This window comes from Rhodanobacter sp. B2A1Ga4 (assembly GCF_018101315.1).
GTDB lineage: Bacteria > Pseudomonadota > Gammaproteobacteria > Xanthomonadales > Rhodanobacteraceae > Rhodanobacter > Rhodanobacter thiooxydans_A.
The window spans coordinates 1,519,704-1,540,532 of the sequence record NZ_JADBJR010000001.1; the positions used below are offsets into that span (position 1 = coordinate 1,519,704).

General features: G+C 64.1%; 20 protein-coding genes and 1 pseudogene. 12 read left to right on the plus strand and 9 right to left on the minus strand.

Annotated elements, in window-relative coordinates:
• Positions 1 to 3: 3 nt before the first annotated feature.
• Together IMW82_RS07200 and IMW82_RS07205 are read right to left on the minus strand one after the other, a co-directional pair.
• Complete coding sequence (locus tag IMW82_RS07200) at positions 4 to 1,461, minus strand: NAD(P)(+) transhydrogenase (Re/Si-specific) subunit beta (RefSeq protein WP_108470794.1); 1,458 nt, start codon at positions 1,459 to 1,461, stop codon at positions 4 to 6.
• Entirely contained in the window at positions 1,461 to 1,766 is a 306-nt protein-coding gene (locus tag IMW82_RS07205; RefSeq protein WP_108470795.1) for an NAD(P) transhydrogenase subunit alpha, read from the minus strand. The genes IMW82_RS07200 and IMW82_RS07205 overlap by 1 nt, the downstream gene beginning before the upstream one ends.
• Before the next feature lie 149 nt (positions 1,767 to 1,915).
• Here IMW82_RS07205 and IMW82_RS07210 point away from each other — a divergent pair, with 149 nt between their 5' ends.
• From IMW82_RS07210 to IMW82_RS07220, 3 genes are read left to right on the plus strand one after another with little or no spacing between them, the layout of a single operon-like run.
• Positions 1,916 to 2,500: an RNA polymerase sigma factor gene (locus tag IMW82_RS07210; protein WP_211004118.1), complete on the plus strand. Its 585-nt coding sequence runs from the start codon at positions 1,916 to 1,918 to the stop codon at positions 2,498 to 2,500.
• Entirely contained in the window at positions 2,497 to 2,892 is a 396-nt protein-coding gene (locus tag IMW82_RS07215; RefSeq protein WP_211004119.1) for a hypothetical protein, read from the plus strand. The genes IMW82_RS07210 and IMW82_RS07215 overlap by 4 nt, the downstream gene beginning before the upstream one ends.
• 3 nt (positions 2,893 to 2,895) lie before the next feature.
• Positions 2,896 to 3,429 carry a DUF3106 domain-containing protein gene (locus IMW82_RS07220; protein ID WP_211004120.1) on the plus strand — a complete coding sequence of 178 codons (534 nt, stop codon included), beginning with the start codon at positions 2,896 to 2,898 and terminating at the stop codon, positions 3,427 to 3,429.
• A 116-nt stretch (positions 3,430 to 3,545) separates the two neighbouring features.
• On the opposite strand, the gene IMW82_RS07225 is transcribed toward IMW82_RS07220, so the two are convergent.
• Entirely contained in the window at positions 3,546 to 4,646 is a 1,101-nt protein-coding gene (locus IMW82_RS07225; protein WP_211004121.1) for an NAD(P) transhydrogenase subunit alpha, read from the minus strand.
• Between the two features lie 122 nt (positions 4,647 to 4,768).
• On the opposite strand from IMW82_RS07225, the gene cdd reads away from it, so the two are divergent.
• The 3 genes from cdd to IMW82_RS07240 all read left to right on the plus strand — a co-directional run bounded on the left by cdd (position 4,769) and on the right by IMW82_RS07240 (position 6,720).
• Positions 4,769 to 5,185 carry a cytidine deaminase gene (gene cdd, locus IMW82_RS07230; RefSeq protein WP_211004122.1) on the plus strand — a complete coding sequence of 139 codons (417 nt, stop codon included), beginning with the start codon at positions 4,769 to 4,771 and terminating at the stop codon, positions 5,183 to 5,185.
• Between the two features lie 63 nt (positions 5,186 to 5,248).
• Positions 5,249 to 5,818 (plus strand): nitroreductase, encoded by a 570-nt coding sequence (locus IMW82_RS07235; RefSeq protein ID WP_211004123.1) that lies wholly within the window; start codon positions 5,249 to 5,251, stop codon positions 5,816 to 5,818.
• Entirely contained in the window at positions 5,815 to 6,720 is a 906-nt protein-coding gene (locus tag IMW82_RS07240) for a 5'-3' exonuclease H3TH domain-containing protein (RefSeq protein ID WP_211004315.1), read from the plus strand. The genes IMW82_RS07235 and IMW82_RS07240 overlap by 4 nt, the downstream gene beginning before the upstream one ends.
• A 266-nt stretch (positions 6,721 to 6,986) precedes the next feature.
• Here the strand turns inward: IMW82_RS07240 and IMW82_RS07245 are convergent, their stop codons facing one another.
• On the minus strand, positions 6,987 to 9,116 hold the full coding sequence (locus IMW82_RS07245) for a S9 family peptidase (protein ID WP_211004124.1): 2,130 nt from the start codon (positions 9,114 to 9,116) through the stop codon (positions 6,987 to 6,989).
• Positions 9,117 to 9,307: 191 nt separating this feature from the next.
• Here IMW82_RS07245 and IMW82_RS07250 point away from each other — a divergent pair, with 191 nt between their 5' ends.
• From IMW82_RS07250 to IMW82_RS07275, 6 genes and pseudogenes are all read left to right on the plus strand, one after another.
• Positions 9,308 to 9,550, plus strand: a complete 243-nt coding sequence (locus IMW82_RS07250; RefSeq protein WP_211200168.1) for a type II toxin-antitoxin system RelE/ParE family toxin — start codon at positions 9,308 to 9,310, stop codon at positions 9,548 to 9,550.
• Positions 9,551 to 9,580: 30 nt separating this feature from the next.
• A pseudogene (locus IMW82_RS07255) lies at positions 9,581 to 9,847 on the plus strand (HigA family addiction module antitoxin); the annotation flags it as partial.
• Between the two features lie 455 nt (positions 9,848 to 10,302).
• Positions 10,303 to 10,743 carry a pilin gene (locus IMW82_RS07260; RefSeq protein ID WP_211004127.1) on the plus strand — a complete coding sequence of 147 codons (441 nt, stop codon included), beginning with the start codon at positions 10,303 to 10,305 and terminating at the stop codon, positions 10,741 to 10,743.
• Positions 10,744 to 10,828: 85 nt separating this feature from the next.
• Positions 10,829 to 12,838, plus strand: a complete 2,010-nt coding sequence (locus IMW82_RS07265; protein WP_345777119.1) for a tetratricopeptide repeat protein — start codon at positions 10,829 to 10,831, stop codon at positions 12,836 to 12,838.
• 35 nt (positions 12,839 to 12,873) lie between these two features.
• Entirely contained in the window at positions 12,874 to 14,847 is a 1,974-nt protein-coding gene (locus IMW82_RS07270) for a hypothetical protein (protein ID WP_211004128.1), read from the plus strand.
• A complete protein-coding gene (locus IMW82_RS07275) occupies positions 14,844 to 16,094 on the plus strand; it encodes an oligosaccharide flippase family protein (protein ID WP_211004129.1) in 1,251 nt (416 codons plus the stop codon). Before IMW82_RS07270 ends, IMW82_RS07275 begins: the two co-directional genes overlap by 4 nt.
• Here IMW82_RS07275 and IMW82_RS07280 read toward each other — a convergent pair.
• From IMW82_RS07280 to IMW82_RS07300, 5 genes are all read right to left on the minus strand, one after another.
• On the minus strand, positions 16,091 to 17,062 hold the full coding sequence (locus tag IMW82_RS07280; RefSeq protein ID WP_211004130.1) for a glycosyltransferase: 972 nt from the start codon (positions 17,060 to 17,062) through the stop codon (positions 16,091 to 16,093). The two genes, IMW82_RS07275 and IMW82_RS07280, sit on opposite strands and share 4 nt — an antisense overlap.
• On the minus strand, positions 16,947 to 17,753 hold the full coding sequence (locus IMW82_RS07285; protein ID WP_199909804.1) for a TylF/MycF family methyltransferase: 807 nt from the start codon (positions 17,751 to 17,753) through the stop codon (positions 16,947 to 16,949). The genes IMW82_RS07280 and IMW82_RS07285 overlap by 116 nt, the downstream gene beginning before the upstream one ends.
• A 129-nt stretch (positions 17,754 to 17,882) precedes the next feature.
• On the minus strand, positions 17,883 to 18,923 hold the full coding sequence (locus tag IMW82_RS07290) for a glycosyltransferase family 4 protein (RefSeq protein ID WP_108470809.1): 1,041 nt from the start codon (positions 18,921 to 18,923) through the stop codon (positions 17,883 to 17,885).
• Positions 18,920 to 20,116: a glycosyltransferase family 4 protein gene (locus IMW82_RS07295; RefSeq protein ID WP_211004131.1), complete on the minus strand. Its 1,197-nt coding sequence runs from the start codon at positions 20,114 to 20,116 to the stop codon at positions 18,920 to 18,922. Before IMW82_RS07295 ends, IMW82_RS07290 begins: the two co-directional genes overlap by 4 nt.
• Positions 20,109 to 20,822, minus strand: coding sequence for a class I SAM-dependent methyltransferase (locus tag IMW82_RS07300; protein ID WP_211004132.1), 714 nt, complete (start codon positions 20,820 to 20,822; stop codon positions 20,109 to 20,111). The genes IMW82_RS07295 and IMW82_RS07300 overlap by 8 nt, the downstream gene beginning before the upstream one ends.
• Between the last annotated feature and the right edge of the window lie 7 nt (positions 20,823 to 20,829).

Below are 20,829 nucleotides of genomic sequence, written 5' to 3' on the forward strand. Positions count from 1 at the left end.
CGGTCAGGCGTCGATTTCCTTCAGCGACGCTACCAGTTCGCCCACCGCCGCCTGGCCGTCGCCATACAGCATGCGGGTGTTGTCGGCGTAGAACAGCGCGTTCTCGATGCCTGCGAAGCCGGTGCCCTTGCCGCGCTTGATCACGATCACGTGCTTCGCCGCGCTGACGTCGAGGATCGGCATGCCGTAGATCGGCGAGGCCGGATCGGTCTTGGCCAGCGGGTTGACCACGTCGTTGGCGCCGATCACCAGCGCCACGTCGGTGGCCGGGAACTCGGGGTTGATGTCGTCCATGTCGGCAATCAGGTCGTACGGCACGCCGGCCTCGGCCAGCAGCACGTTCATGTGGCCTGGCATGCGGCCGGCCACCGGGTGGATCGCGAACTTCACCTTCACCCCGCGCTTGATCAGCAGCTGCGCGAACTCCCACACCTTGTGCTGCGCCTGCGCCACCGCCAGGCCGTAGCCGGGCACGATCACCACGCGCTCGGCGTAGGCCATCATCACCGCCGCATCGGAAGCGTCGATCGGCTTCTGCGCGCCCTCGATCGCCTGCGCCTCGCCGCCGGCGGCGCCGAAGCTGCCGAACAGCACGTTGCCGATCGAGCGGTTCATCGCCTTGGCCATCAGCTGGGTCAGCAGCGTGCCGGCCGCACCGACCACCATGCCGGCGATGATCATCGCCTCGTTGCCCAGCACGAAACCCTCGAACGACACCGCCAGGCCGGTGAACGCGTTGTACAGCGAGATCACCACCGGCATGTCGGCGCCGCCGATCGGCAAGGTCATCATCAGGCCGAACAGCAGCGCCAGCGCGAAGAACAGAGCGATCAGCGCCGGGCTGGCATGGCTGGTGGCCAGCAGCACGCCCGCGACCACTGCCGCCGCCAGCAGCAACAGGTTCACCGCACGCTGGCCGGGGAACACGAAACGCTTGTCCAGCCAGCCCTGCAGCTTGGCGAAGGCAACCAGCGAACCAGAGAAGCTCACCGCGCCGATCAGCGCGCCGAGCACGCCCAGCGCCAGCTCGGTCGGCGACAGCGCCGGCGGCAGGCCATTCACCGCCCAGGCTTCCGGCCGCAGTGGCGAGGTATCCGGCACCACGTGCAGCAGCCCCGACGAACGCGCGTAACCGATCAACTCGACCGCGCCGATCGCCGCCGCCGCGCCGCCGCCCATGCCGTTGTACAGCGCCACCATTTGTGGCATCGCGGTCATCGCCACGCGCTTGCCGCTCCACCAGGCGGCACTGACGCCGACCAGCACCGCGGCCATGATCAGCCCGCGGTTGTGCATGTCCGGCAGGAAGAACGTGGCCAGCACCGCCAGCAGCATGCCGTAGCCGGCCCACACGATGCCGCCGCGCGCCGTGCGCGGCGAGCTCATGCGTTTCAGGCCAAGGATGAACAGCAGCGCGGCGAGGAAATAACAGGCCTTGATCAGCGTCGGCAACCAGCTCATCACTTGGCTCCCTTGCCGGCGTCCGGCTTGCTGGACTTGAACATATCCAGCATGCGCTCGGTCACCACGTAGCCGCCGGCGGCGTTGCCGGCGCCCAGCAGCACGCCGATGAAGCCGATCGTCATCTCGAATGGCGTCTGCGCATGGCCCAGTGCGATCATCGCCCCCACCAGCACGATGCCGTGCACGAAGTTGGACCCGGACATCAACGGCGTGTGCAGGATCACCGGCACCCGCGCGATGATTTCATAGCCGGTAAACGCGGCCAGCATGAAGATATACAGCGCCAGGAAACCGTCGATCATGAGCCCATCCCCGTGAGAGCCGCCCGCCAGGACGTCGAGTTCGCATCATACGGGTGCCGGTCAACCCGTGCGAGCCTGCCGCGTTGAACAACGGGAACCCACCGCTGGAGCCCGAGGATGCTTCACCCGATGCTGCGGCCGACGAGTCCATGAACGGCGTGGCCGGCACGCTCGACACGGACTTGCTGGGCGACGCCCGCGAAACGCCTGCCACGCTGGACGCGTTCCTGGCGCAGGTCGAGCGGCGCGCGTTCCGCATGGCGGAACTGCAGCTGCGCCATCGCGAGGACGCCATGGATGCGGTGCAGGACGCGATGTTGCGGCTGGTCAGGCATTACCGCGACAAGCCGGCCATGGAGTGGGCGCCGCTGTTCTGGGGCATCCTGCGCCGGCGCGTGGTCGACCTGCAGCGCCGGCGCAAGGTGCGCTCGATCGTGGTGGGCTGGCTCGGCGGCGGCCGCGACGACGACGGCGACGAACTGCCGGCGTGGGAACCGGCGGACCCCGGCCAGGATCCGCTGGGCCGGCTGCACGACGTGCAGTCGTATGCGGACATGGCCGCCGCGGTCAGGCAGCTGCCGCAACGCCAGCGCGAAGCGTTCATGCTGCGCATGCTGGAAGGACTGGACGTGGCGGAAACCGCCCGCGCCATGGGCTGCTCCGAAGGCAGCGTGAAAACCCATCTGTCGCGCGCGATGCACCATCTGCGCGACCAACTGGAGGACTGGCGATGAACTCGCCCGATAACCGCAGGCCCGACGAACATCTCGAACAGCGCGCCCGCAAACTCTGGCGCGAAGCCGCCCAGCGCATCGACCCGGCCACCGCCGGACGCCTGCGTGCGGCCCGGCGGCAGGCGCTGGAGACAACCAAGGCACCCGCGCACCGCGCCGTACGCTGGCTGATCCCCGTCGGTGCCTTCGCCGCGATCGCGCTGGCCACGATGATGGTGTGGCAGCCGTTACCGCAGCACCAGGCGACCACCGTGATGCACGCCACCAGCAGCACCGACGAGCTCGACAACGAGCTGCCGCCGGACGCCGACAAGACCGATCCGAACCTCTACCAGAACCTCGACTTCTACGGCTGGCTGGCTTCCACCGGCAGCCACACGGCGAGTCGCTGAGCCATGACCCGAATCCTCCGCACGCTCCTGCCGCTGCTGCTGGCCGCCCTGCTCGGCGGCATCACCGTGGCACCACTGCACGCGCAGGCTGCGCCACCGCCGCCCCGTGGCGACATGCCGCCGCCGCGTCCGTGGAGCAGCCTCGACCCGGCGCAGCGCGACGTGCTGGCACCACTGCAGAAGACCTGGGACAGCCTGTCGCCGCGCAAGCAGTCGCACATGCTGCAGCGTGCCGAACACTGGGTCACGCTGCCGCCGGAAAAGCGCGAGGAAGTGCGCCAGCACATCGCCCGCTGGCAGCAGATGACGCCGGACGAGCGCAGGCAGGCGCGCGAGAACATGCGCAAGTTCCACCAGCTGCCGCCACAGCAGCGCGAGCAACTGCACGCCACCTTCGAGCGCTTCCAGCAACTGCCGCCGGATCAACGCGAGAAACTGATCCGCGAATGGCACGCGCTGCCACCCGCCGAACGCCTGCACTGGGACGAGCGACGCGGCCACGGCCATCCGCCGCCGGGTGGTCCCGGCCACCCCTGATCGACAAAACGCCCGCCTTGCGCGGGGCGTTTTTTCCAAGATTTGCAGGGCGGGCAGTGCCCGCTGCTCTTGCCGTCAAGAAAGCCGGCGGGCACTGCCCGCCCTGCGCAGTCAAGTCAGCCGGCGAAGCGCGTCTCGCCGGCGTGGGTGAGGCAGCTCTTCGCGACCAGCTCGTCGTCGAAATCCGGCTTCAATGCGCCGTCGTGCACCAGCAGTTCCAGGAAGTTGAACACGTTGCGCGCGTACATCTCCGACGCGTGCAGCGGCGCGCCGGCCGGCAGGTTCAGCGGCCCCAGGATCACCACGCCGCCGTGCTCGATCCGCTCGCCCGGCCGGGTCAGCTCGCAGTTGCCGCCGCTCTCGGCGGCCAGGTCGACGACCAGCGCGCCCGGCTTCATCCCTTCAACCATCGCCGCGCTGAGGATCTTCGGCGCCGGCCGCCCCGGCACCGCCGCGGTGCTGACCACCACGTCGAACGACTTCAGGTGATCGGCCAGCGCCTGCTGCTGCGCGGCGCGCTCTTCCGCCGACAGCTCGCGCGCATAGCCGCCGCTGCCGGCGGCGCTGACACCGAGGTCGAGGAACTTCGCGCCCAGCGACTCCACCTGCTCGCGCGTCTCCGGGCGCACGTCGTAACCCTCGATCTGGGCGCCGAGCCGGCGCGCAGTGGCGATCGCCTGCAGACCGGCTACGCCGGCACCGATCACCAGCACTTTCGACGGCCGGATCGTACCCGCGGCGGTGGTCAGCATCGGGAAGAACTTCGGCGAGGCCTCGGCCGCGATCAGCATGACGCGGTAACCGGCCACCGCCGCCTGCGAGCTCAACACGTCCATCGCCTGGGCGCGGGTGGTGCGCGGCAGCAGTTCCAGCGAGAACGCGGTGAGCTTGCGCGCGGTCAGCGCGGCGATGCGCGCGGCCGCGCCGTACGGACGCAACTGACCGACCACCACGCTGCCTTCGCGCAGCCCGGCGAACACCGCGTCGTCCGGCGGCAGCACGCAGGCCAGCACGTCGGCCTGCGCCAGCACACTGGCGGCATCGGCGAATTCGGCCTCGGCATACACGCCATCGGGGAAACCGGCCGCGCGCCCCGCATCGTGTTCCAGCAGCACACGCAGGCCCTTGCCGCGCAGCTTCTTCGCCATCTCGGGCGTGATCGCCACGCGCCGCTCCCCGGCGGCAGTCTCACGCAAGGCGGCTACGGTGATCGGCATGGTCCATCCCCTCTGAGTGGTTCACGCATCTTAGCGGCACTCGCCGGCTTTGATCCGGCTGCCCGCCAAAGAGTAAGCTGGCCCGCCGGCAGTGGCGACCGGGGGTCACGCCGGAGATCCCGATGCCCGCTACTTCCAACGCTTTCGACGACCTGCTGGCCCTGGCGCGCAGCGCACGCGAACAGGCCTATGCGCCGTATTCCAACTTCCTGGTCGGCGCCGCGCTGCTGACCCGTGACGGCCGCCACTTCAGCGGCTGCAACGTGGAAAACGCGTCCTACGGCCTGTGCAACTGCGCCGAACGCACCGCCCTGTTCAGCGCGATCGCCGCCGGCTGCCGGCCCGGCGACTTCGCCGCGCTGGCGGTGATCGCCGATACCGACAGCCCGGTCAGCCCGTGCGGCGCCTGCCGCCAGGTGATGGCCGAACTGTGCGACGACGCCATGCCGGTGCTGCTGGCGAACCTGCACGGCGACACCCAGCAGACCAGCGTGGCCGCCCTGTTGCCCGGCTCGTTCAAGCTGCCGCTGTCGGCGTGACGGTTCGCGCATTATCAGGCCGCCCGCTAGCATGGGCATTCTCCCCATCGAAAGAACCGCTCCATGCCCGCTGCCCTGTCCCTGCTCCAGCAACGCCATTCCGTCCCCTCGCGCCAGCTCGGCGAGCCGGCGCCGGACGAAGCGAGTCTGCATGAACTGCTTGAGGCGGCGATCCGCGTGCCCGACCACGGCAAGCTGGTGCCATTCCGGCTGATCCGCCTCGAAAGCGAAGCGAAGCTGGCGTTCGGCGAGCGGCTGGCGGCGATCGCGATCCGCAACCACCCGGAGATGTCCGACGCCAAGCTCGAGAAGGAACGCCTGCGCTACACCTTCGCACCGCTGGTGATCGCGGTGGTCGCCCGCCTGCACGCCGACAGCAAGGTGCCGGAGATCGAACAGAAGTTGTGCGCCGGCAACGTGGCCTACAACATCCTGCTCGGCGCCTACGCGCTGGGCTACGGCGCGCAATGGCTGACCGGCTGGGCCGCCTACGACCGCGAGGTGGCGGGCATCCTCGACCTGGCGGAACACGAACACGTGGTCGGTTTCATCCACCTCGGCACGCCGCAGATCGAGGTGCCCGACCGCGAGCGCCCGGCGCTGGCCGACCTGCTGAGCACGTGGACGCCGTGAACGCGCCGGCGAACGGACGTCCAGCCGTCCATCTTGTTGACGGTAGCATGTACGTTTTCCGCGCCTGGCACTCGATGCCGGACGAGTTCTTCGACGCCGACGGCCACCCGGTCAATGCGGTGCACGGCTACACCCGCTTCCTGTGCGAACTGCTGGAGCGCGTGCAGCCCGAGCACATCGCGGTGGCGTTCGACGCCTCGCTGAACAGCTCGTTCCGCAACGCGATCTACCCGCCGTACAAGGCCAACCGTGACCTGCCACCGCCCGACCTGGAGCGGCAGTTCGTGCAATGCCGTGCGATTACCGAGGCGCTCGGCGTGCACCTGATGATCGACCACAGCTTCGAGGCCGACGACCTGATCGGCAGCACCGTGTGGAACCTGCGCGCGCAAGGCTGGCGCAGCGTGATCGTCTCCGCCGACAAGGATTTCGGCCAGCTGCTGGGCGAGCACGACGAGCAGTGGGACTATGCCCGCGGCCTGCGCTGGGGGCCGGCCGGGGTACACGAGAAACTCGGCGTGCACCCGCACCAGGTCGCCGATTACCTCGCCCTGTGCGGCGACAGCGTGGACAACATCCCCGGCGTGCCCGGCGTCGGCGCCAAGACCGCCGCCGCCCTGCTCAGCCACTTCGGCAGCCTCGACATCCTGCTCGACCGCGTCGACGAAGTCGCCTTCCTGCGCTTGCGCGGCGCCGCGGCCTGTGCCACCAAGCTGCGCGAGCACGCCGAGCAGGCCCGGCTATACCGCCGCCTCACCCGCATTGCGCTGGATGCTCCGGGCGCCGAATCCGCCGAAGCCCTGCAGCGCCGTCCAGCACCCGCCGACCAGCTCGAAACCCTGTGCGAACAACTGCGCCTCGGCGCCTTCACCCGCAGCCGCCTGCGCGCGCTGCTGCGCTGACCACACGACCAAAAGAGCACCCCCACCCAGCCTCCCCCTGCGTTGCAGGGGGAGGAGCCAAACCTCTGCAGCCTTACTCGTTGCAGGGGAGGAGCAAGCCCCCGCAGCCTTGCTCCCTCCCCTGCTTTGCAGGGGAGGGCTGGGGTGGGGTGCTCTTGATCTTCTTCGCCAGCCCGGAGCTACCCCCTCCCGACCTCCCCCTGCCTTGCAGAGGGAGGAACAAAAGCGGCGACCCGGAGGCCGCCGCTTTCATGACTTCAACCGGCTCAGTGCGAGGCGGGCTTCGTCGCCTCCTTCGCCGTCCACTGCTTCAGCCACGCGTTCACCGCGTCATGCCACTGCACGCTGTTGTGCGGCTTCAGCACCCAGTGGTTCTCGTCGGGAAAATGCAGCAGCTGGCTGGGGATGCCGCGGCGCTGCAGCGCAGTGAACGCGCCCAGGCCTTGGGTATCGGGGATGCGGAAATCCTTCGCCGAGTGGATCACCATCATCGGCACGCGCCAGTCCTTGACGTGATTGACCGGGTTGAACTTCTCGTAGTTCTCCGGGTGCTCGTACGGGGTACCGCCGTTCTCGCGCTCCTCGAACCAGAGTTCCTCGGTGTCGTAGTACATGGCGCGGGTGTCGAACACGCCGTCGTGGTCGACCAGGCACTTCCACGGCTGGTTCCACACGCCGGCGATCCAGTAGGTCATGTAGCCGCCGTAGCTGGCGCCGAGCGCGCAGGCACGGTCGCCGTCGAGGAAGCTGTACTTGTCCAGCGCGGCCTTCCAGCCCAGCTTCAGGTCCTCCAGCGGCTTGCCGCCCCAGTCGCCGGAGATCGAGTCGGTGAACGCCTGGCCGTAGCCGGTGGAGCCGTGGAAGTTCACCGTCACCACCGCGAAGCCCTGGCCAGCGTAGGTCTGCGGGTTCCAGCGGTAGCTCCAGCCGTTGCTCATCGCGCCCTGCGGGCCGCCGTGGATGATGAAGGCGACCGGGTAGGTCTGCCCCACCTTGTAGCCGGCCGGCTTCACCACGTAACCCTGCACGGTCTCGTTGTTCCAGCCCTTGAAGGTGAAGAACTCGGTGTCGCCCATCTCTGTGTTCTTCAGGTCCGCCGCGTTGAAGTGGGTGACCTGCTTCAGACCGCTGCCGTCGGCGGCAGCAAGATAGACGTCGGCCGGTCGCTTCAGGTCGTCGCGGGTCAGCAGCAGCTTGCCGTTGGCCAGCGAGAAGCCGCCCACCGTGCCTTCACCGACCACCTGGCTGACCTTGCCGCTGGCCGCGTCGATCGCGAAAAGCGGATGCTGGCCGTTGTCGTCGGCGGTGGCGTACAGGGTCTTGCCGTCGGCGGAAATCGTGAGGCCGCCCGGCGAACGATCCCACTGCGGATCCACCTCGTGACGGGTACCGCTGGCCAGGTCCAGCGCCATGATCGCGAAGCGGTCGGCCTCGAAGCCCGGCGTCTTCATCGCCAGGTAATACAGCGTCTTGCCGTCCGGCGACGCCACCGGATAGGCATCCCACGCCTTGTTGTCGGCGGTGAGATTCTTCGGCGCGGCGGAACCATCCACCGGCACGCTGTACACGTCGAAATTGGTCGACCACGGCTCGCTGTGGCCGGCGATGCGCACGTCGAAATACACGGTCTTGCCATCCGGCGCGAAGCCGAACTCGCCCTCGTCGCCAAACGGCTTGCTCGGCACGTCACCGTCGATGCCGCGGCTGAGCAGCTTCGGTTCAGCGGAAAGCTGCCCCTTACCGTCGAAACGGGCCACGAACAACTGGTTGCGCCGACCATCCGCCCAGGTATCCCAATGCCGCACGAACAGCTTGTCGTAGAGCGTGCCGCTGGCCTTGTCCTTCGCGCGCGCGTCGAGTCGCTGCTGAGTGCATGCCAGCGTGCCGCAATCGGTGAACACCTCATACGACAACAGCACCTGCTTGCCATCCGGCGACAGCTTGTAGCCGCCCAGGTCCAGCACCCCATGGCTGACCTGCACCGGCGCGGCGTGCTTGCCCAGGTTCAACCCATCCTTGCCACCCAGATCCACCCGCCACAACTGCGCCACACCTTTGGCCGGCGCCGTGAAATACAGGCTGCGCCCGTCCGCCGACCAGCGCGCCGAGCCACCCTTGTCCAGCACCTTCACCGGCTGGCCGCCCTTGGCCAGGTCCAGCACGTAGACCGCATTGACGCCCTTGTTCGCCGCGTAGTCGGTGCTGCGCACGCCGAATGCCGCGTAACGCCCGTCCGGCGACAGCTGCGGGTCGCTAACCCGATCCATCATCACCAGGTCGCGGACGTTGAAGGCGTGCGGGCCCTCGGTCTTGACGAAGCTGGTGTTCACGACATCGCCCGCCATCGCGGGCGCCGTCACCAGTGCGAGCAGCAATGCAGCCATCAGGGGTTTCATGGGTGGTCCCTTGGTAGTCAAAGTAGTGACGGTAAGCGCCAAATTCGTCACGGGCAAGCTTTGCCGTGATCGGTGAAGCGTGAGCATGCTACCAACCCAGCGGCGGCCTCCGTATCAGCTTGCTACGTACCGTGTATCGATATGCGATATGAGCTCATGATCAAAACCTTCGTCAACAGGATGTGGGGGCGCTGTTCGATAGCGTGCGAGTTCACCACTTCGTGAACATCGAAGCTCCCGCCCGCCGCAAGCTGGAAGACCTCGACCCAGCCGGCACGCTGGAAGACCTTCGGTTGCCGCCGGGCAACCGTCTGGAAGCACTCAAGGGAGACCGACCGGGACAGCACAACATTCGCGTAAACGATCAGTTCCGCACCTGCTTCCGCTGGAAGATCGGTGACGCGTACGACGTCGAGATCACCGACTACCATTAAAGCGACAACGACGATGACCTCCACCCCGCTGTCCCCGTCCACCCCGGCGAAATCCTCCGTGAGGAATTCATGCTGCCGCTGGCGTTTTCCTGCAACGCGCTCGCCCGTGCCATCGGTGTCACGCTGGCACGCGTCAGTGACATCGCCATTCAGAAGCGCGGCATCATCGCGGACACCACCACCCTGCGCCTCGGCCGCTACTTCGGCACGACGGCGGACATATGGATCAAACTGCAGAAGTGGTTCGAACTGGAAGTGGCACGCCGCGAACTTGGCAACGCGCCAGCCCGCATCCGCCCGCGCGCAACAGGCCGTTTCTGCATGCTGGTGGATCACCACCTGGCTGCAGCACAAGCATGCCAACAGACAAGCCACCTTCGACACCGCAATATTTAGGTAACCCCGGGCGAAAGTAGTCATTCCCGCCATTGTCGTCGCACAAACTGACAATAAACGTCACTAAGTGTCCTTGATGAACAGTGCAAACCCATGCATCCGGGATCACATTTCCCGAACTTCATGGGGCTTTCCACCAAGGCTTGCGAGCTTTCGTGACCGCGGGCACAATCGAAGGGCCTACGGTTGTGAGGGAATACGCCTGCGGCAAACGTGGCATACAAGCTGCTTGACTTTGCCGCGAGCTTCCTGGTCGTTCCGACCATGCGAATGGGGTCCGATCCCGCCTAGGGGGATTACGGGGCTGGGGCTCAGGGGGCATCACACGGTTAGCTAACCAAAACAGAGGAATCACCATGAAGAGCATGCAAAAGGGCTTTACCCTGATCGAACTGATGATCGTGGTTGCGATCATCGCGATCCTCGCCGCCATCGCCATCCCGGCCTACCAGGACTACCTGATCCGCACTCAGGCAAGCGAAGGCGTCACGATGATGGACGGCGCCAAGGTTGGCGTCACCGAGTTCTTTGCCAATACCGGCAGGCTTCCGGCCAACAACACCTCAGCAGGTCTCTCGCTCCCTGCCTCCATCACCGGCAAGTATGTGGCCTCCGTTACCGTTGGCTCGACTGGCTTGATCACTTCCAAGTTCAACGCGGGCGCGGCCAACACGGCTATCCAGAATAAGGAAATCGACCTCTCTCCAACGACGCTCAACGGTGTCGTGATTTGGACCTGCCATCCGGGTGCTACAGCGCCGGCGCTCAAGTACCTGCCGACGACCTGCCGCAACTGATAAACATCAACCCCAGTTGATCCATCTCGAAAGGCCGCCCAGCGCGGCCTTTCGTTTTTGTGCCCCCCAGGCCGGGAAATCTGCCGTGAGTTTGCGCAAGCCCTTGTTGTTTCTGCTGATGGCCTGCGCCCTGCTGCTGGTGTGGGCGTATGCCCCCGGCCTGCATGGCAGCTTCCTGTTCGACGATTTCGCGAACCTGCCCGCGCTGGGGACCACCGGCCCGGTCGACACCTGGCCGACATTCTGGCGCTACCTCACTTCCGGTATTGCCGACCCCACCGGCCGCCCGCTGACGTTGTTGACCTTTCTGCTGGATGCGCACGACTGGCCTGCCAATCCTTTCCCTTTCAAGCGCACCAATCTGATCCTGCACCTGCTCAACGGGGGCCTGCTTTACCTCTTGCTGGCCCAATTGAGCCGCTTGCTGGGCCATGGCAAACAGCAGAGCCAGACCGCCGCCCTGATGGGCTCCACGCTCTGGCTGCTGCACCCCCTGCTGGTCTCCACGACGCTGTATATCGTGCAGCGCGAGGCCATGCTGCCCGCCACTTGCACCTTGGCAGGGCTGCTGCTTTGGCTGCACGGTCGCAGCCTGCTGATCCGGGGCAACACCACGGCGGGCCTGACCTGGGGCGTGCTGGGACTGGGAGGCTGCACCGTGCTTGGGGTACTGGCCAAGGCCAACGGTGCCCTGTTGCCACTGTTTGCCTTGCTGATCGAAGCCATCGTGCTTGCGCCACGGCATCCCGTGCCTGCCGGTGGATCACGGCGGGCGCATCGTTTCACGCTGTTGGTATTCGGCATCATTCCCGCCGCGGCCATTCTCGGTTACCTGTTCTGGATCGGCCTCAGCGGGGTACTTGCCGGTGGCCCAGTGGGCATCCGCCCATGGAGCATCAGTCAGCGCCTGCTCACCGAGCCACGCGTGCTGCTGGATTACCTGCAGTTGCTGTGGCTGCCACGCCCGTTTTCGAGCGGACTGTTCAATGACCAGTACGTCGCCTCGACCTCGTGGTGGCAGCCGATCACCACCTTGCCTGCCATGCTGTCAGTGCTTGGGCTGGTCGGGCTGGCCTGGTGGCAACGCAGGCGATACCCCGCGCTGGCGCTGGCCATACTGTTCTACTTTGCCGGCCAGTTGCTGGAATCTACCTCGATATCACTGGAGCTCTATTTCGAACATCGCAACTACCTACCCGCCCTGCTCATGTTCTGGCCGCTTGGCCTGTGGCTGGCCGATACACGCAGCCTGCGCCTGTTCAAATACGCCTTGATGCTGGTGCTGCCACTGGGCCTGGCATGGATGACTCACGCCCGCGCCGAGCTGTGGGGCAACGTACACAGCCAGGCACTGCTGTGGGCCAGGATCAACCCTGATTCGGCACGCGCCCAGACCAATGCCGCACAGATCGAAATGCAAGCTGGGCGACCGGAAGCGGCCATCCAGCGTCTGGAAAAGCTGCTCGCGACCCAACCGGATCAGGTGCAGCTCGCCTTCAACCTGATCGGCGCACGTTGCATGACCGGCGGCATCCAGGCTACCGACCTCGCCGCCGCCCGAACCGCCATGCAGGGCACGCCGAAGACCGGCACCTTGTTCGCCCACTGGTTCGACCGTACCCTGCCCGTGGCACTTTCGGGTGGTTGCCCCGGGCTGACGACGCAAGGTCTGCAGGGGCTGATTGACACCGGGCTGAAGAATCCGAAACTGTCCGCGGCCGGACCGCAGCAGGACCTGACCTACATGCGCGGCAGGATTGCCCTCGCACACGGGCAACCCGATACGGCACTGGCCGATTTCATCCATGCCCTCGATCTGCAGGTTCGCCCCGGCATGGCGCTGCAGGCCGCAGCAACCCTGGGCGCCGCCGGTTACCCGGCACACGGCCTGCGCCTGCTCGACCATTACGAAACCGTCAGCGGGAACGCCATGAAGCCGGGCTTCGGCATGCCCTGGCTGCATGCGTGGGTGCTCCAGCACCAACACTACTGGCAACATGAACTTGATCACCTGCGCAACCAACTCACCCTCGACGCAAAGGCTGGCTCTGTGAATACTTCCAGCCAGTCATCCCGACCGGGCACACCAGATTGACAGACTCCCTTCGCCGCTCACCGTGGCAGCTGTTGATGCTGCTTGCTGCCTTCACCATGACCCTGGCCGTCTACTGGCCGGGGCTTTCCGGTGGATTTCTGTTCGACGACTACCCCAACATCGTCGACAACAAGGGGGTACAGCCTCACGACGCCACACTCCCCTCGCTGGTCGGCGCTGCGCTTTCCTCGCCGGCGAGTGACTTCAAGCGTCCGCTGGCCTCACTGAGCTTTGCCGCGAACTACCTTGCCACCGGGCTTGATCCGTACTGGATGAAGCTGACCAACCTGCTGCTCCATCTGCTGAACGGCTGGCTGGTGTATCTACTGTCGCTGGCACTGTTGCGATCCGATCCTTCCGATCGGCATCCGCACGCGCAGCTCGTTGCCGTGCTGATCGCTGCCAGCTGGATGCTGCTGCCGATCAACCTCACCGCCGTGCTGTATGTGGTGCAGCGCATGGAAAGCATGGCGAACCTGTTTGTGCTGCTGGGCCTGCTCGGCTACGTCGCCGGCCGCCGCCGCATGCTTGCCTGGATTCCTGCTTCCTCCCCTGCAGGCAGGGGAGGACTGAGGTGGGGTAGCTTCATCCTGTGCGCGACAAGCATCACCTTGCCCACCCTGCTTGGGCTGCTGGCCAAGGAAACCGCGGTGATGCTGCCGCTGTATGCGCTGTTGATCGAGTGGGCGCTGTTCCACTTTCGCAATCGACAGGAGGTTTCTACCGCTTCTGAAGAAAGCGAGCCAAGACGCTCGCAATATGATCCGCGCACCATCGGCCTGTTCATGCTGGTGCTTGCACTTCCAATGCTGATTGGCCTGGCGTGGCTGCTGCCCACTGTGTTCAAACCGGAAACCTGGGCCGCACGCGACTTCACCCTCGGCACCCGTCTGCTCAGCGAAGCACGCATCATCACCGACTACGTCGCGTGGACCCTGCTGCCCACACCGGGCGCACTATCGTTCTATCACGATGATTTTCAGGTCTCGACAGGGTTGCTGACTCCATGGAGTACGCTGGCCAGCATCGTTTTTCTCGCCGCACTGATCGCGCTGATGTTGTGGCTGCGTCCACGCAAACCGCTGGTGGCGCTGGGCATCGCCCTGTTCCTCGGTTGCCAGTTGCTCACCGGCACCATCCTGCCACTGGAATTGATCTACGAACACCGCAACTACTTTGCCAGCTTCGGCTTGCTGCTGGCGATGATGCCTTTGCTCGCCGTACCGCGGACTTTCCCATTGCCACTGCCTCGATACGTGCTGCTGGCCGGACTGATGCTCTGCTGGATTGGGCTCACGGCACTTACCGCCTACACCTGGGGCAACCCATTGCGCCTGGCTGAAGACCTCGCCGCGCGTGCGCCTATGTCTCCACGCGCTCAATATGAACTGGGCCGCAACTACATCATCTACTCGCATTACGACCCTGCCTCGCCGTTCACCCGCCTGGCCTACGCACCATTGGAAAAAGCGGCCGCGTTGCCGAATGCCTCCATCCTTCCCGAACAGGCACTGATCTTCATGAATGCACGCATGCACCTGCCGATCAAGGATGCGTGGTGGGACAGCCTGGTCGCCAAGCTCGTGGCTCGCAAACCTGGCGTGCAGGATGAAAGTTCACTGGGGGCGCTGACTATGTGCGCTCGTGAACGCAAGTGCGATTTGCCTACGCAGCGCATGACTCAAGCCTTCCTCGGCGCGCTGTCACACCCCGATCCCAGCGCACGATTGCTCGCCATGTACGGCGACTACGCGTGGAACGTGCTCGACGACCATGTCCTGGGTGAGCGCGTGACCGATGCGGCAGTGAAGGCCAACCCGGATGAATCCGCCTACCAGGTCACCTTGATTCGCATGCTGGCGGTGCAAGGCCGCAAGACCGAAGCCAAAAAAGCCTTGGAACGATTGGATCGATTGAATATCGGCGGTCACCTGAACAACACTCTGGACCAATTGCGTACGCAATTGCCCGACTTGTCCACATCCGTCCCATCAACGAGCACTCATTGAAAGGTCCACTCGCGCGCAGCAGCCTGCAGACCAGCGTCATGCTCGGGTTGCGGGTAATGACCCAGGCGATGGTCCTCGTCCTCCTTACGCGACTGCTCGGACCGCGCGCCTACGGAAGCTTCGCCGCCGCCGCTTCGCTGGCCGTGGTGCTGGGCCTGCTGCCTAATTTCGGCGCCGGCTTCGTAATGCTGGCCCGAAATGCGCACGACGCCAACGGCACGGCCGCCGTATGGCGTTATGCATGGCCGATGACGGCATCGTTCGGACTGCTGTTGCTGGCCGTCTATATCGTCGTTGCCGGCTTTGTTACCCGGCCGGCGCTTCCGCTGCACGTCCTGCTCGCGATAGGTGCGGCCGAGTTGCTGTTGACGCCGTTCACCATGTTGCTGAGTTTCGCCTTGCAGGCGCGCGAACGGGTACCGTTGAGTCAATGCGTGCAATGGCTGCCACTGGGTCTAAGGGTGCTTGCGGTATTGCCTTGCTTCCTCTTGCCGGATGTACAGCGGCTTTCGGCCTATGTCTTCTTCCAGCTGCTCGCGTCGCTGTTCGGCCTGCTGCTGGGCTTGTGGATCACCAGCCGGCTCGTGACACTGGATTGGCGCCCGCGCCATGCCACGCGGCAGGAGCTGCGCGACGGCGCCTCATACGCTGCGATGAACCTGGTGGCGGCGAACCCTTCCGAACTGGACAAGATCATTGCTGTTCGCCTGGTTGGTGCACACGATGCGGGTATCTACGCGGCCACGGCACGCGTCATGGCGGCCACGGTGATGCCGGTGACCGCCATGCTGCTGGCCTCGCTGCCCCGATTGTTTCGACACGCGCACGCACCCACCCGGGAAGGGCAACGGCTGATCGGCCTGATCGCCTTGCTGGCACTGGCCTGGGGCCTCGCCAGTGGACTGCTGTTGGCGCTATGCAGTCCGTTACTGCCGTGGCTGTTCGGCGCTTCGTTCTCAGTCATGGCCCAGCTGATGTCGTGGCTGGCCGCGGCCGCGCCACTGCTTTCGCTGCGACTGGCTGCAGGCGCCGTGTTGGTGGCATTGGGCAAGCCACTGGAGCGCATGGCGTTCGAACTCTGCGGCATCCTGCTTCTGGTCGGCAGCATGCTGGCGCTGGCGCCGCATTACGGTATCCGCGGACTCGCCGTGGCTCTCGTCATCGCCGAAACAAGCATGGCGTTGATTGGCTGGTGGCTGGTGCGCCGCCGCCTCGCAAGCCGCGTGGCAATGGGCGGGACTCTCTAGCGTCGTCCTGATGCTATCCGTACGCCATGCCACAAGGCCTTGCACGGCACCAGCGAACGGAAGCGAATCGAGCGGATCGCCCCACGCGCCACAAGCATGCATATGCGAGATGCCAGCAGGACGCCTGTCTCCACCCAACTTCGTGCAAGCTTGCGCGCCAGGATCAGGTGCGCGGCGACCATGTGCGACTCGTAGAACGCGGACCCCAGTCCGCTGCTCGCCGAGCCGTCATGCTCGACCAGTGTCTCGTGCACATACGCCATCGCACCCGGTAACTGAGCGAGCCGCCAACCCAGCTCCCAGTCCTCGCCGTACATGAAGAAATCCTCGTCGAACAGCGGCAAGGCAACACGCTCGGCGGCGACCAGCAGGCAACAACCACTTGCATAGGGAAAATAGCCGCGACGCGCCCGCCACGACAGCAGGCCGGTCAACCGATGGCAGTATGCCGGGCCCAGAACACGCCCGGCATGGTCAATATCGGGATAGGCGATCCTCGCGTTGCTATTCGCAACAAGCGCATCGACAAGTTTGGTCAGCCCACCCGGCAGCAAGCGTGCATCGTTGTTGATCAACAGCACCCAGGCGCCCGGATACCGTTGGTGACAATGCTCCAGTCCGCGGTTGACCCCTGCCGCGAACCCGAGGTTAGCCACGCTCACATGCAGATCGACACGCGCATCGTGAACAAATACGGCAGCGATCGCCGCTGCAGAGGTTCCTCCATCGGCCGAGTTGTCCCATACGACAACATGCTGGATGCCCTGCCCAAGCAGCGAATGGACGCAGCTGATGCTACGCACGGCATCGCGGTAGTTGAGCAAAAGCCCCGTAACCATTACTCGCACAGTGTCATCCAACCTTGCGCCAATAAACACCGCCCCAATCAATCGGAATGATTTCTTCGCGCAGCTCGAATTTAGCACGATAATCGTCGACAGCTTTGCGGCATCCATCGACAGCGCCATAATCATCGATAATAAGAAACCCTCCAATGCTAATCTTTGGATAGAGTGCATTCAAAGAATCCATGGTTGATTCATACATGTCGCCATCCAGCCTACAGACGGCCAGCTTGCTGATAGGCGCACTCGGTAATGTGTCTTTAAACCATCCCTTGAGGAATTTAACTTGTTCGTCAAGCAGCGAATAAAGCTCGAAATTCTGCCTGACCTCTTCGAGCCCAACTGCGAGGCCTTTGTAGGTGTGGTGTTTGTCGCCTTTGTCGGCTGGCGCTTTTTTTTCATTCGGTCGCGGGAGTCCTTCAAACGAATCAGCAACCCAAACAACGCGATCAGAAATGCCGTATGATTTAAGAATGCCCCTCATGAAAATACATGCACCACCCCGCCATACACCCGTCTCAATGAAATCACCCTCAACACCTTCGTTTATGGCCGTTTCCATGCAGAGCTGAAGGTTGTTCAATCTCGGCAAACCTATCATCGTGTGCGCGTATTGCGGCCACACTCGGCCTTCAATTTTCTCCTGAAAATTTCCGCGTGGATGCCCAAAAATGCTAGGCGCAATTGATTTTAAATTTCTCATAACCAAAGAGTCAACTGGCTCCTTGTTGTACCACAATGAGTGCATCAAAGATTTTTTCAAGATTTCAAGATAGAGCCGGCGAACATCCATAACTGATATATTTTCCGACATATTAAATTCCTCCGAAATTGGTTACAGGTGAGATTTTTATTTACACCTTAGAAACGACCGGTTGCCACGATAGACACATAACGCCATTCATGTGCGCGTCGGCACTATCTCGATACAGTCAGTTACAAATCAAGTACTACCAAGCACGGATCGATAAACATTTACATACGCCGCAATCGCCTTGGTCTCGCCGAAACATTCGACAGCACGCCGACGCCCTGTCGTCCCCAGCTGTGCGCATAGCGACGAGTTCTGCGCCAGCTGTTTCACGTAACGAACCAATTGATGAAGATCGTCTACTGGCGCCAGCAATGCCGTCTTCTCGTGCTGGCAGACTTCGGCCGTACCGGAGCTGGCAAACCCGACCACCGGCAACCCGCAGGCCATCGCCTCCAGCGCGACATAGCCGAACGCCTCGTAGCGAGTCGGCACCAGTGCCGCGTCGACAGACCGATATGCCGCCGGCATCTGCTCGGGCGCCAGGCGAGGCAACGGCTTCACATTCGCCGGCAGTCCAGAGGCATCGAAACCGGCGCGCAATCCACCAATACAGCGTATCTCGAAGCCCGGCCCCAACCGATCGGCAATGGCCGGAAGCAGGTCAGCACCTTTCCAACGCGATGGGTTGCCCACGAAAAGAAGTTTGAACGGTTCCGCATTCTTCCGCGGATCGGTTTCATGGGTTGCATCCACGTACGCCGGCGCGAAGCAGTCCGTGTCGACCCAGTTGTGGATGACGGCCACCGGCTTGTCCACGTCCGCGCGCATGGCCGTGGCGCAGTATTCGCTGACGGCGACGACGGCATCGGCAGCCGCGTAGGAGCGTTTGATCCATCGACTGCAAAACAGGTCGTGATACAAGGCCTGCGACCGACTACGCCAGGGCGCGAAATCCGGATGGGCGATGTACTGGTGCTCCGTGATCACCAGCGGAATCCCCGGACGCTTGAAGGCGAATCCCTGCCAGCTGTTCGCATGCACCACATCGATGCCTTCCGGCACAGCCATCGACGCGAGCCGCCAGGGCATCAACTCGTATCGGTGCTTGAACCATTGCACCACCGGCTCATGGCCGGCGAGACGCAATCCCTGCGCCAGGCGCTGTACGAAAACATCCGCCCCGCTACCGGCACGGATGGCCGGAAGCCAGATCCTTAGCGGCCGGTTCATGGCAATGATCCGTCATTGGAGACCAACTGCCGGAGTCGGTCGCTCAATCTTGCGCCGAACTTCCTCCATTCGAACCCGGCAGCAAATCGTCGACATGCAGCACTCACTTCGACCGTCCGACCAATCTGCAGGGTCTGCACGACCTGCTCGACGAACATGTCGTAATCGCCTGCTGGCACCAGCCGACCCGAGCAACCGTCGGCAACGGCGTCGCCAACGCCACCAACATCAAACGCCACCGTGGGAAGACCGTGCGCAGCGGCTTCAACCGCCACCATACCGAAGCCTTCCACGTCGCCGGGTAATGCACGGACCGGGAAAATACACAGATCCGCCACGTCGTAGGCGATAGCCAGCTCAGCATCCTCGCATGCGCCGAGCATCCGGATGTGCCGTTCGAGTCCCAACTCGCGCGCGCACTCCATGAGTCGTTCGCCGGCACCAAGCCCGCTGCCCTGAAGCGCATTCGGCGCCTCGTCGCCGATGATCACCAAGACCACATCCGGACATGCCGACACGATGCGCGGCAAGGCTTGGCGGACAAACTCCGGAATACCCTTGCGCGGCGTCAATCGCCCCACGGAGAGCATGACCTTGCATGCCTGGAGACCATGCCGCTGCCGAAAGTCAGGGGCGGCGCAACCATCGTTGCCGGTCTCGACCGGTAGTTCTACACCCGGGTGAATCACGGTGATGCGTTCCTGACGGATTCCCACCTGCCGGGCAAGCCGGGCGGTGTTACGGCTGTTGACGATACATACGTCACACCGTCGCAGGAATGGCAACCACAAAGCCCGGTACAGCAGGTTCGGCGTCACCAGATCGAGGCCATGTGCGTAGACTGCACTTCGCGCATGCATGATCCCGGCTGTGATCACAGCGATCGGTGCCGTCAAGCCGCTGCCTGCGAGAACGATGCGAGGCCGCGCCTTTCTTCCCTGCGACAACGACAGCAGGAGCGCCCTCGCGAGGAACCGCCAGAGCGGGCGGACCGGTGCCTCATGCACATCGACCGTTGCCGGCAAATGTGCGCGACACCCGATCGGCCCCACCACCAGAACGCGGAACCCGCTGGCCAGTTCAATGGCAATGTGCCGGTTCAAGCGCTCCATGCCGCCGCGCAAGGGCGGCAGGTTGCGGGTAACGAGCAATATTGCTGCACGCGCGTTGCCCGACTCCTGCTCTTCAATCATGTGAGGTTCGACAGTAGTGATAGACCTGGTATTGCCAGGTCGTCGGCCACGTCGTCAAGGCCAGGGCCTGCATCGCCCGCAATGGCCAGGACAAGATGTTGCCCCGGCAGATCCACGACCGCGAGAGTGGGTGCAGGTCGCGCCATTTCGCCACCACCTGCAAGCCCGCATCTTCAAAGAGCCGCTCCCATGCGGCAAGCTCGAGCACGTCCTCTCTGGCCTTGACTTGTTGCGTACCGCCGTAAAGCCCCATACGGCGTGTCAGAAATCCGGCGTTGGGCACCAGCAGAAGAAATTTCGCGTCGGGCTTGGCCACGCGTTTCATTTCGTTCAATGCGCGTGGTTTATCCAGGAAATGTTCCAGCGACCCCATACAGGTAACAAGATCGAAACGGCCGGTATCGAACGGCAGCGATTCGGCCGGGCCACAGTAAAACTCGCCCCCAGGGAAACGCCGCACGCACTCGTCGACCGCCTTGTGTGACAGGTCGATGCCAGCAATGGAGGCGCCACGAGACCGGAAAAAATCCAGCCACTCGCCGGTGCCGCAGGCTACATCCAGCACGGCCCGTCCGCTCAAGCTGCCTAGCTGCTTGCCGATCTTTCGGCAATGCCAAGGCAACGATTTGCCTCCCGGGCCTTGGGCGTAATACTCATTGTCGTAAAAGTCGCGGATCGGGGCGAACTTGTCGGAAGTATCGGTCATGGTTATT

Excerpts from the sequence above, each read along its gene's own strand:
- IMW82_RS07200 (WP_108470794.1), bottom strand. The coding sequence starts at position 1,461 with ATGAGCTGGTTGCCGACGCTGATCAAGGCCTGTTATTTCCTCGCCGCG.
- IMW82_RS07205 (WP_108470795.1), bottom strand. The coding sequence starts at position 1,766 with ATGATCGACGGTTTCCTGGCGCTGTATATCTTCATGCTGGCCGCGTTT.
- IMW82_RS07210 (WP_211004118.1), top strand. The coding sequence starts at position 1,916 with ATGAACGGCGTGGCCGGCACGCTCGACACGGACTTGCTGGGCGACGCC.
- IMW82_RS07215 (WP_211004119.1), top strand. The coding sequence starts at position 2,497 with ATGAACTCGCCCGATAACCGCAGGCCCGACGAACATCTCGAACAGCGC.
- IMW82_RS07220 (WP_211004120.1), top strand. The coding sequence starts at position 2,896 with ATGACCCGAATCCTCCGCACGCTCCTGCCGCTGCTGCTGGCCGCCCTG.
- IMW82_RS07225 (WP_211004121.1), bottom strand. The coding sequence starts at position 4,646 with ATGCCGATCACCGTAGCCGCCTTGCGTGAGACTGCCGCCGGGGAGCGG.
- cdd (WP_211004122.1), top strand. The coding sequence starts at position 4,769 with ATGCCCGCTACTTCCAACGCTTTCGACGACCTGCTGGCCCTGGCGCGC.
- IMW82_RS07235 (WP_211004123.1), top strand. The coding sequence starts at position 5,249 with ATGCCCGCTGCCCTGTCCCTGCTCCAGCAACGCCATTCCGTCCCCTCG.
- IMW82_RS07245 (WP_211004124.1), bottom strand. The coding sequence starts at position 9,116 with ATGAAACCCCTGATGGCTGCATTGCTGCTCGCACTGGTGACGGCGCCC.
- IMW82_RS07260 (WP_211004127.1), top strand. The coding sequence starts at position 10,303 with ATGAAGAGCATGCAAAAGGGCTTTACCCTGATCGAACTGATGATCGTG.
- IMW82_RS07270 (WP_211004128.1), top strand. The coding sequence starts at position 12,874 with ATGCTGCTTGCTGCCTTCACCATGACCCTGGCCGTCTACTGGCCGGGG.
- IMW82_RS07280 (WP_211004130.1), bottom strand. The coding sequence starts at position 17,062 with ATGGCGCTGTCGATGGATGCCGCAAAGCTGTCGACGATTATCGTGCTA.
- IMW82_RS07285 (WP_199909804.1), bottom strand. The coding sequence starts at position 17,753 with ATGTCGGAAAATATATCAGTTATGGATGTTCGCCGGCTCTATCTTGAA.
- IMW82_RS07290 (WP_108470809.1), bottom strand. The coding sequence starts at position 18,923 with ATGAACCGGCCGCTAAGGATCTGGCTTCCGGCCATCCGTGCCGGTAGC.
- IMW82_RS07295 (WP_211004131.1), bottom strand. The coding sequence starts at position 20,116 with ATGATTGAAGAGCAGGAGTCGGGCAACGCGCGTGCAGCAATATTGCTC.
- IMW82_RS07300 (WP_211004132.1), bottom strand. The coding sequence starts at position 20,822 with ATGACCGATACTTCCGACAAGTTCGCCCCGATCCGCGACTTTTACGAC.